The following is a 10,046-nucleotide window of genomic DNA, read 5'->3' on the forward strand; positions in this document are numbered from 1 at the left end:
AATGCGTGCCGGCTTCATTGCGTGGCCCAGACGCGATTGACTACAGCGGAAGCTTTTTGAGATAGGCGCGGAATTTTTCGCCGAACTCCGGCCGCTTGAGCGCGAACTCCACCGTTGCCTGCAGCATTCCGAACTTGTCGCCCACGTCGAAGCGCATGCCCTCGAAGGTGAATCCGAAGACCTTCTCGTGCTGGAGCAGCGCCAGGATGCCGTCCGTCAACTGAATCTCACCGCCAGCGCCGGGCTTTGTCTTCTCGAGCAGCTCAAAGACCCTCGGCGTGAGAATATAGCGGCCGATGATCGCCTGCTTTGACGGCGCATCTTCAAACTTCGGCTTCTCCACCATGCCGGTGCAGTTGTAAATCCGGGGATCGACGCTGTCCTGCGCGCCGGCCAGAACGCCATAGGCGCTGATGCCGGAGCCATCAATCGTCGTCGTTGCGAGCACGGACCCGCCGCGCTCCTCATACACGCCAATCATCTGCTGGATGCAGGGAGGCTCTGCGTCAATTACGTCATCCGGCAGCAGAACCGCGAATGGCTCATCGCCCACAAGCTGCTTGGCGCACAGCACGGCGTGGCCGAGGCCGAGCGGCTCCTTCTGGCGCACATAACTGATGCGCGCCATGGAAGAAATCTTGCGCGAGAGTTCGAGCAGTTCCTTCTTGCCCTTTTTCTCCAGCGTGGCATCGAGCTCATAGCTGATGTCGAAGTGATCTTCCATAGCACCCTTGCCGCGCCCGGTGATGAAGATGATGTGCTCAATGCCTGAAGCAAGCGCTTCTTCCACGCCGTATTGAATGATTGGTTTGTCGACCAGTGCCAGCATCTCCTTGGGAATCACTTTTGTCGCGGGCAAAAAACGTGTGCCCAAGCCACCAGCAGGAAAAACAGCTGTCCGAACTTGCTTGCTCATGCTTGAAGTCCTCGCTTTTCTCATCGTTGAGATTTCTATGATTTGAGATGCAAAATTCGATTGTGTCGCCGCCTGTACCTCACAGCACTGGTGATTCATCGCCCAGCATTGCTTCACGCACAATCTTGATTGGCGGAAATCCCTGGCGAAGGAAATTGTTGTGAAATTCTTCCAGCGAAAATGCCGCGCCCTGCTTCTTCTTCATATCTTCGCGCAGCTTCAAAATCTCCAGCTTGCCGAGCGTGTAGTAGAGATAGGTTGGATCGCTGGTGCCGCGCTTGGTTTCAACCAGCGCTGACTCCTTGGATTGGTAACCTTCCTTCTGGAAGAATTCGACAGCTTCGTCGAAGCTCATCTTACCGGTGTGCATCTGAATGCCAACGATGAAGCGCGCATTCCTGAGCAGCGCATCCTGCAACTGGCCCAGGCGCAGGAACTTTGCTTCACGCTCATCCTTAGCACCCGCGCCGGGCTGACCGTAGCCCTGGTCGAGCATCATCTGCTCGCAGTAGTGAGCCCATCCTTCTGCGTTGGAGGTTGCGCCAAGCAGCTTGCGCACGCGGCTTGGGGCCTGTGGCACCCAGAGGAACTGAATGTAGTGACCGGGATATGCCTCATGCACCGCTGTCGAGATCACTGTGCCTATGTTGAATGCGTGCATGAAGCTTTCCACCTGCGGCGGGGTCATGTCTTTATCGGGCAGTGTCACGTTGAAGTACGCTTCCGTTGCATGCATCTCGAACGGCCCCGGAGTATCCATGCTGGCAAAGGTGGTGGCGCGCATGAAGGGCGGCGTCTCTTCCACGATTGGGCGAATGTCGGATGGAATGGTGACGATGTGATTTGTGCGGATGAAGCCGATCAGGCTATCAAACGTCGCACGGAAGGCATCGAGCAGTTTGCCGGGCGCGGGATGATTGGAGCCAAGCTCCTCCAACACCTCACGCGGGTCCTTGTTCGGTTCCAGCTCTTTTGCAAGTGCGTTGAAATGCTGCTGATTTTTGCGGAGATCGGCCCAGCCAATCTCAAGCAACTTATCGAGCGGAATATCCACCATCTCGTCGTAGGCTAGTTTCTTTTGGAACGTATCTGCGCCGATGCGAAAGTCTCCCTGCGAATGCGGCAGAACATCTGTCTTGAGCCAACTTTGATAGCTGTTGAGCGCGGCGGTCACTGCACTGTTCGACTTTGCGAACTCCGCCTTCAGCTCCGCGTCCTTCACGTCTGCAAAGGCCTGCGGAACGTCGCTTTGAAAGAAGCTCACAATTCCGGGAAGCTGCTCGATTGCAATCTCCGTGTAAATCTTTGGCGGATTCTTGAGATTTGCGCGCGCCTCGTCGAGCCTGCTGAGTGCGAGCTTTTCGCGTGCGATGACCGAACGCAGACGCTCATCTGGCGAAGCGAATTTGCGCTCCATCAGCGAGAAGATAGAGCCGGAGATTGAGCTGGAGTATGTATCGGGATTCTTTTCCCACGGACGAATGGTTTCGAGCGTCAACAGTTCCGAACGGATTGTGCCCAGTACCAGCTCGCGGTCGCCACGCGCAACCTGATCCAGACCGGCTGCGGGGATTGCGGCAATGCGTGTTTCGAAGCTCTTAAGCGCAACTGCCTCGGCCGCAATACCCTTTGGAGAAAAGTCCTCGAGCTGCGTGTCGTACTGGTGATAACCGGCCAGCGTTCCGGCCGTGGGCTGATAGGGGAAGTAGACCTTGTCCAGATACTCGTCCGACACGCGCCGAAACTGCTGCTGCGAGGTCTCAGCAGCCGAGGCTGCAATCGCGGAAGCCATACATGCTCCTATTGCAAACTTCTTGATCGTTGATTTCATATCTTCCTCAATCTTCCTATCATGCGCGAACCGGTTCGCGCTCCAACTGGCTCAGCAAATCTCGAATCTCCAACAGAATCTCATCCGGACGCGTGGCCTTGAGCGGAAACTTTAACATACCCTGTGGAGTGAACTGCGCGCCGCGCTTGGCGTTCCGCGCCACCAGGCGCATTAGCCGCTGCGGATCAATCGCGGCGTTATCAGTAGCCGCCTCCTGCGTGAAGCGCATCTGCAACTCAGCGCGTTTGCGGTCAATCTGCGCAACACCGATGCGTTCACATTCGAGGCGCAGTGATGCAGCTTCAAGCAAGTACACCGCGGGATCGGGCAACGGCCCGTAGCGATCTTCCATCTCAGCGCGCAGCTCCGCAATGGCAGCTTCACTCTCGGCTCCGGCGATTTTCTTGTAGAGCCGCAGCCGCTGATTTTCTTCTTCCACGTAGCTCTCGTCAATACGGAGTGCGATGCCAAGGTTAAGCTGCGTTGTGGGTTTCTCTTCAACGCCTTCGCCCTTCATCTCCTTCACGGCCTGTTCCAGCATCGACGTGTACAGCTCAAACCCCACGGCTTCAATGTGGCCGCTCTGCTCGCCGCCCAGCATGTTGCCCGCGCCGCGCAGTTCCAGATCGAGCGCAGCAATTTTGAATCCCGCGCCGAGGTCGCTGAACTCCTTGAGAGCAGCCAGCCTGCGGCGTGCAATTTCCGTCAATTCCTTCTCATTCGGGATGAGCAGATACGCATACGCGCGCCGGTTAGAGCGTCCGACGCGTCCGCGCAACTGATAGAGCTCGCTCAACCCGTGACGGTCGGCACGGTTGATGAGAATCGTGTTTGCCAATGGAATGTCGAGGCCATTTTCAATGATCGTCGTCGCCACCAGCACATCGTACTCGTGATGCATGAAGGCCAGCATCACCCTTTCGAGCTCGGTTTCGCCCATCTGTCCGTGCCCAACGGTTACACGCGCTGCTGGAACGAGCTCTTGTATCCGCGCTGCAATCTCGTAGATGGTCTCCACACGATTGTGCACAAAGTAGATCTGTCCACCGCGCTCCAGTTCCAGCTCAACTGCCGAGCGCACGAGCTTCTCATCGAACTTGGCGACAATGGTTTGAATCGCCATGCGATCTTTTGGCGGCGTCTCAATCACAGACATATCGCGCAGGCCCACCAGCGACATGTGCAGCGTGCGCGGGATGGGTGTGGCACTCATGGCCAGCACATCAATCTCTTTCTTGAGCTGCTTGAGCCGTTCCTTGTGGCGCACGCCAAAGCGCTGCTCTTCATCCACAATGAGTAGGCCGAGATCCTGAAACTTGATGTCCTTTGAGAGCAGACGGTGTGTGCCGATGAGAATATCGACCTTGCCCGTCTCCACTTGTTCCACAATCAGCTTCTGCTCCTTTGCTGTGCGGAAGCGCGAGATCATTTCGACCTTGATGGGGAACATCGAGAAGCGCTTCTTGAATGTTTCAAAGTGCTGAAAGCTGAGCACCGTTGTCGGCGTCAGAATCGCTACCTGCTTGCCGTCCTGCACGGCCTTGAAGGCGGCGCGCATTGCTACTTCTGTCTTGCCATAGCCCACGTCGCCGCAGAGCAGGCGATCCATCGGCGTGGTGGATTCCATGTCCTGCTTGATGGCCTGGACGGCCGTAAGCTGATCGTCGGTTTCGGTGTAATCGAATGCGTCTTCAAATTCGCGCTGGAACTCATTGTCCGGCGAGAATGCTGTGCCCTTGGCGTCGTGCCGCTCGGCGTAGAGCTTGAGGAGTTCGTCGGCCATGTCCTGCATGGCCTTGCGCACGCGCGCCTTGGTCTTGGCCCACTGCTGCGAGCCGAGCTTGTTGAGCACCGGCGCGGGGCCTGCGTCTGTCGAGCGGTATTTCTGGATGAGATCGAGACGCGTGAGAGGCACATACAGCTTTGCGCCTTCAGCGAATTCCAGAATCATGAACTCGATTGACAGACCATCCTGCACAATCTCTCTGAGACCCTGGTACTGCGCAATGCCATGCTCCACATGGACGACGTAATCGCCCATTGCAAGATCTCGGAAGTCCGAAACAAAGGCCGCAGTCTTTGATTTCTTCGGCTCAAGCCGCGCTGTTACATCGGCGTCGTCGTTCAGATCGTTCGCACCAAAGAGAACCAGGTTCGCATCGGAAAAACTTACGCCGGCGGCAATGGGCGAGCGCACAATGACCGGCACGCGCAGATCGTCAGCCAGGTAGCTAGCTTCTTCCAGCACAGTCTCACCGCCCGCATGCACCATGCGGCTGCCCAGACGATATGGAACCTGGTACTCGCGCAGCACCGTGGCCATGCGCTCCACATCGCCCTGATGCGCTGTGGCGATGACAACGCGAGTTGGCACTTCCATCAGTTTGCGAAGCTGCTCCACAAGTGCGGGAATGGAGCCGTGAAAGCGCAGCGTGGGCCGCGTGTTCAGCTCAATCTCGCCGAGCGTGGTGTCTTCATCGAGCACATCTACTGCGCCAAGTTGATCCAGGTCGAGGCCGAAGTGTGCCTCCAGCAATCCCTGCAAAATTTCCGGGCGCACGTAAATGTCTTCCGGCCGGATGAGATTGCCGATGCCGCTGCGCTCATGACGCTGTTCAACTTTCTCCCACCAGCGGTCAATCTGGTTGCGCACCATGCCGGGCTCATCGACAAAGAGCGTGCATTTGGGCGCGAGCTTCAGCAGATGGTTTTCCGCGCCGGCCACGGGCGCAAAGAACTCCCATCCCGGAAAGATGCTTACGCCACCCGCCGCGGCGGCCTCAATCGCGAATTCTTCAGTCGTTTCGTCTTCACCATCCACGGCCACGCGCTGTTTGCTCAGCCGAGCGTGTACACCGGCCAGCAGCCGCTCCGTTAAAGGCGTTTCGGTGAGCGGCAGCAGCAGCGCCTCATCCATGCCGGATTGCGAGCGCTGTGTTTCGGGGTCGAATTTGCGAATCGTCTCAATCTCATCGCCAAAGAACTCGATGCGAATCGGCCTGTCCGCTTCCGGTGAGTACACATCGAGGATGCCGCCGCGCCGCGTGAACTGGCCTGGCATCTCTACGAGATCCATTTGCGTATAACCCACGCTGGCCAGGTGCGCGGTGAGCACCTCAATGTCAATCTCTTCGCCTCGGTGCAGCGTGACTGCGAGGCTTGCATAGTAGTCGCGACCAAAGAGGCGGAGCGCAGCAGCTTCTACCGGCACAATCAGAATGGAAACAGAGCCGGTTGCCAGCTTCCATAGCGCGGACGCGCGCTGCTCCTGCACATCAGGATGCGGCGAGAGATTTTCAAACGGCAGAACATCATGCGCCGGCAGCCGCACCACGCGCCTGGGATCAACGGCTCCGGTCAACTCGCAGCCGGCCTTCAGCAACGGTTCCAGCGCTTCGGCGGCTTTATTGTCCGGCACTATCACGATCACTGGCTGCCGAGCGGCTTTTGCCATGAGCGGGATGTAGAGCGCACGGGCCGTTCCGGTGAGCCCGGAGACACGACGACGCCCCGCGCTGAGGTTTAAATGCCTCTGCACGCGCTCAAATGCGGAAGAATGCTCCAAATCCGCGAAGATTTCGCGGACGAATGGGAGAATCATGCAATCTCATTTTATCAGCGGAGTCTTGGCGCTAATGTGGCCTGCCGGGCAATACGAAATGCTCTTCGCAGCGCGGCTCGTAGCCGTCCCCGGCCAGGATCACGGGGCTGTCATATGGCGCGGGCTTGCCGTCAATCAGACGCTGTGGGTACAGCGCCCGCGCGCCGCAGTGGCAGTACGCAACCATCTCCGTGATATTGCCTGCGGAATTCCGCACGAGCCAGGAGAGCGACAGCATTTCGCCGAAGGGCAGGCCACGGAAGTCGAGTTCGAGGCCGGAGACCATGACGTCGTAGCCCTGCTCCAACAGCCGCTTGGTGAAAAGAAACAATTCCTGCACAAACTGGCCTTCGTCTATGGCAATGCAATCGACCTTCTGGCCGATTTTGCTTTCCGTCTCCGCAATCGTCTCCAGCAGGCACCACGGATTGGACGCGGGAAACTCCGCTGCTTCCATGCGCGAGCAGCCATTTGTGTTGCGGCTTTCGACAATGCCCACCGCAGCCTTGGTGTCAGAGCTGGGCTTGAGCACCATCACGTGCTGCTTGGCATATTGCCGCCGAATCTCTACGCGGCGCAGCAACTCCGCCGTCTTGTTGCTGCGCATGGTGCCTACGATCAGTTCCAGCTTGCCCGTCATTTTGTTCTAAGTTCCTGTTTTAGAGACAACACTCTACTGCTCGCCCACTTCTTTTGAAAACTCATAAAAGAAGTCCAGCGACTTCCAGTATGAATCCATTGGCAGGCGCTCGTCTTGTCCGTGCGCGCGCTCGTCGCCGCGCTCCAGCGCCACCGCAGAGTAGCCATAGCAGGGAATGCCCGCCCAGGCAAAGTAAATCGAGTCACTCGCGCCGTTTTCCATAATCGGCGTGATCGGCACGCCCGGCCAGATAGCCTGCGTGATCCGCGTCAACGGCTCAAAGACCTCCGCAATCGGCTTCGGTGGGTCCATTGCCTTGCGGTCAGACGCCTTCTCCAGCACGCTGCCGGAATCCGTCACGTACTTCACCGTCAGCTTCTCATCGCCAAAGAGCGTAATGAGCTGCTGGCGAATCTCCTCCGGCGAGTGACCTGGAAAGATGCGGCAGTTTACGTTGGCCTGCGCTGTCTGCGGCAGCGCGTTGTTGGCATGTCCGGCTGAGAGGCGCGTGGCAACGCAGGTAGTACGGAAGTTCGAATTCATGCTCGGGTCCGCGCTCAGCCGCGCCGCCGCGGACAGGTCAGGCGGCGTGGCCAGAATGCCGCGAATATCCGCCGCGGTCTGCTCCGGCTCCTGCTTTTCGAGATTCGCGAAATACGTTCGCGTCACCTCATTCAGCTCAAATGGAAAGCTGAAGCTGGAGAGCTTGTTCAGCGCCGTCGTCAGATCGTAGATTGCGTTGTCAGGCCGCGGCAGGCTGCTGTGGCCGCCACGATTGGTGGCCGTGATCTGGTAGTCGGCATAGACTTTTTCGGTTGCCTCCACGGCCGCAACCACCGCCTTGCCGTGCTCCAGTTCCACGCCGCCCGAATCCGGATTGATGACGTAGGCCGCATCCACCAGTTCGCGGTGCTGCTGCACCAGCCACTGCGCGCCGTTGTACTCGCCGCCTTCCTCGTCCGCCGTCAGCGCCAGAATCAGGTCGCGCTTGGGCTTGTAACCCTCGCGATGCAGCCGCAAAAACGTGGCCACCAGCGCGGCGTCGCTGTCCTTCATATCCTGCGTGCCGCGGCCGTACACGTAACCGTCTTTCTCCACAAACTCGAAGGGATTTGTGTGCCAGTCGGAAGGCAGCGCCTCCACCACATCCATGTGGCAGAGAAAAAGCACCGGCTTTCTATCCGGCGCGCCCGCAGCCCGGTATCGAACCACCAGATTCATTTTGTTTGGCGCTGGCCCCAGCAGCTTTACGTCTTCACGCGCAAAACCAGCGTCCAGAAAGCGCTTCTCCATCGCCGTGGTCCCAGCGGTCACATTTCCTTTGGGCGTATCTGTGGTGTTGATCTCGATCAGCTGCTTGAAGATTTCGTGCGCCTCGGCACGGTCAGCAGCAGAGGTTGTGGGAATTGCGCTCTGAGCCTGCGCGGGCAGGGTAGCTAACAATGCGATGGCAGCAAAGGAGGCAAAGGCTTTCAAGGGCATGAGCGCATTGTAAGGCTTCGACGCGGCCATTCTGCGTAGATTCGAGTTGGCTCCACGTTGCGCGGCTGCGGAAATCGATTTATCGTGGTGCGGTCCCGAAAAATCGAGGTTCCCATGCGCTCCAGAGTCTTCGCCACCGTTTTGCTGTCCATTTCCGCCGCGGCAATTGCCGCCCAACCTGCACGTCCTAAAATTACCGGCATCTCGCATCTGGCCGTCTACACCTCCAACCCCGCCGCTACGGAGCGCTATTACACCTTCAACATTGGCGCGGTGAAAATGCCTGATCCGGAAAATCCGCAGGGCGTGAAGTATGCGCTCTCCGCCACGCAGTACATTGAGGTGCTGCCGCTGCCTGCCGATGCCGGTGTAAATCGCCTGGACCACACCGCCTACAACACCGAATCCGCCGAAGGCATGCGGAAGTATCTTGCCGCCAAAGGCTGGAAGGTTCCCGCAGCCGTGAGCAAAGGAGCGGACGGCAGCCGCTGGTTCGCCGTGCTCGACCCCGAAAACAACAAGGTCGAGTTCGTGCAGCCGAATCCGAAGACCAAGGTGGACGCTCCGAATGCCATTGGCCACCACATCATCCACCTCGGGTTTATGGTGCATGATCGCGCCAAGGAAGACACCTTTTATCGCGCGATTCTCGACTTCCGCCCCTACTGGTACGGCGGCATGAATCCGGAAAAGATCGACTGGGTCAGCCAGCAGGTGCCGGATGCGCATGACTGGCTGGAGTACATGCTGACCAGCGGGCCTTCAGGATCGGGCATTCCGGCCAGCATCTCGCAGCGTTCGCTCGGCGTGTTGGACCACCTCTCCATCGGGCAGGATTCCGTCGATACCGGCTACGCAACGCTCAAGAACGGCGGCCGCCTCGTCGATGTCCGCACAGATGCACATACGCAGATTGGCAAAGACGGCAAAGGCCAGTTCAATCTCTATGACCCAGACGGCATTCGCCTGGAGTTGATGGACTGGCATGCGACTCAGAAGCCTTGCTGCTCGTCCTTCACTGCGTCAGACCCCACGCCGTCCGAATAATTCGAGGAGAATCCGCTCATGCTTCGCAGACTTGCGCTTATTGTGTCTCTACTCGCTGCTGCATCCGCGCTGCACGCGCAAACTCTCTCGCCTAAATGGGAAGAGCTGACTGCGCCCGATTTTGTCACGGCGATTCATCAATCGCAGGGAACATGCGTGTTGCCCTTCGGCATTCTTGAAAAGCACGGCCCGCATCTGCCGCTCGGCACTGACCTGCTTGACGTGCGCTTTGCAGCGCTGAATGCCGTCAAGCAGGAGTACGCCGTCGTCTTCCCGGAGTATTACTTCGGCCAGATCTTTGAGGCGCAGCAGGAACCCGGTACCGTCGCTTACTCGCTCTCAACGCAGCTTCTTCTGCTGCAGGAGACCGTAAAAGAGATGGCGCGCAACGGCTGCAAGAAAGTGCTCATCGTCAACGGCCACGGCGGCAATGAATACCTTCTGCCGCTCTTTGCACAGGCGCAGCTTGCGACGCCGCGCGATTATGTTGTTTACGTCTTCGGCATCCCCAGCCGCAACGCGCCCGGCG

At 58.3% G+C, this 10,046-nt stretch carries 7 protein-coding genes; 2 read left to right on the forward strand and 5 right to left on the reverse strand.

Annotated elements, in window-relative coordinates; genetic code table 11:
• Nucleotides 1-40 precede the first annotated feature (40 nt).
• From galU to ABSG47_RS09685, 5 genes are read right to left on the reverse strand one after another with little or no spacing between them, the layout of a single operon-like run.
• Nucleotides 41-940, reverse strand: a complete 900-nt coding sequence (galU, locus tag ABSG47_RS09665) for a UTP--glucose-1-phosphate uridylyltransferase GalU (protein ID WP_481133029.1) — start codon at nt 938-940, stop codon at nt 41-43.
• A gap of 55 nt (nt 941-995) precedes the next feature.
• Nucleotides 996-2,708, reverse strand: a complete 1,713-nt coding sequence (locus ABSG47_RS09670; RefSeq protein WP_424169268.1) for a DUF885 domain-containing protein — start codon at nt 2,706-2,708, stop codon at nt 996-998.
• Nucleotides 2,709-2,766: 58 nt separating this feature from the next.
• Nucleotides 2,767-6,348, reverse strand: coding sequence for a transcription-repair coupling factor (mfd, locus tag ABSG47_RS09675; protein ID WP_424169270.1), 3,582 nt, complete (start codon nt 6,346-6,348; stop codon nt 2,767-2,769).
• Between the two features lie 31 nt (nt 6,349-6,379).
• On the reverse strand, nt 6,380-6,988 hold the full coding sequence (locus tag ABSG47_RS09680; RefSeq protein ID WP_424169272.1) for a thymidine kinase: 609 nt from the start codon (nt 6,986-6,988) through the stop codon (nt 6,380-6,382).
• Nucleotides 6,989-7,021: 33 nt separating this feature from the next.
• Nucleotides 7,022-8,470 (reverse strand): M20/M25/M40 family metallo-hydrolase, encoded by a 1,449-nt coding sequence (locus ABSG47_RS09685; RefSeq protein ID WP_424169274.1) that lies wholly within the window; start codon nt 8,468-8,470, stop codon nt 7,022-7,024.
• Between the two features lie 114 nt (nt 8,471-8,584).
• On the opposite strand from ABSG47_RS09685, the gene ABSG47_RS09690 reads away from it, so the two are divergent.
• Together ABSG47_RS09690 and ABSG47_RS09695 are read left to right on the forward strand one after the other, a co-directional pair.
• The gene (locus ABSG47_RS09690) at nt 8,585-9,517 is read left to right on the forward strand and encodes a VOC family protein (protein ID WP_424169276.1); all 933 of its coding nucleotides are present in this window, start codon (nt 8,585-8,587) and stop codon (nt 9,515-9,517) included.
• An 18-nt stretch (nt 9,518-9,535) separates the two neighbouring features.
• Nucleotides 9,536-10,046: creatininase family protein (locus ABSG47_RS09695; protein WP_424169278.1), on the forward strand; the 511-nt coding region annotated here is incomplete at its 3' end.

Origin of the sequence: Occallatibacter sp., assembly GCF_049510455.1 — a bacterium.
Lineage (GTDB): Bacteria > Acidobacteriota > Terriglobia > Terriglobales > Acidobacteriaceae > Telmatobacter.

Coding starts and splice junctions, on each gene's coding strand:
- mfd (WP_424169270.1), bottom strand. CDS start 6,348: ATGATTCTCCCATTCGTCCGCGAAATCTTCGCGGATTTGGAGCATTCT.
- ABSG47_RS09680 (WP_424169272.1), bottom strand. CDS start 6,988: ATGACGGGCAAGCTGGAACTGATCGTAGGCACCATGCGCAGCAACAAG.
- ABSG47_RS09670 (WP_424169268.1), bottom strand. CDS start 2,708: ATGGCTTCCGCGATTGCAGCCTCGGCTGCTGAGACCTCGCAGCAGCAG.
- ABSG47_RS09690 (WP_424169276.1), top strand. CDS start 8,585: ATGCGCTCCAGAGTCTTCGCCACCGTTTTGCTGTCCATTTCCGCCGCG.
- galU (WP_481133029.1), bottom strand. CDS start 940: ATGAGAAAAGCGAGGACTTCAAGCATGAGCAAGCAAGTTCGGACAGCT.
- ABSG47_RS09685 (WP_424169274.1), bottom strand. CDS start 8,470: ATGCCCTTGAAAGCCTTTGCCTCCTTTGCTGCCATCGCATTGTTAGCT.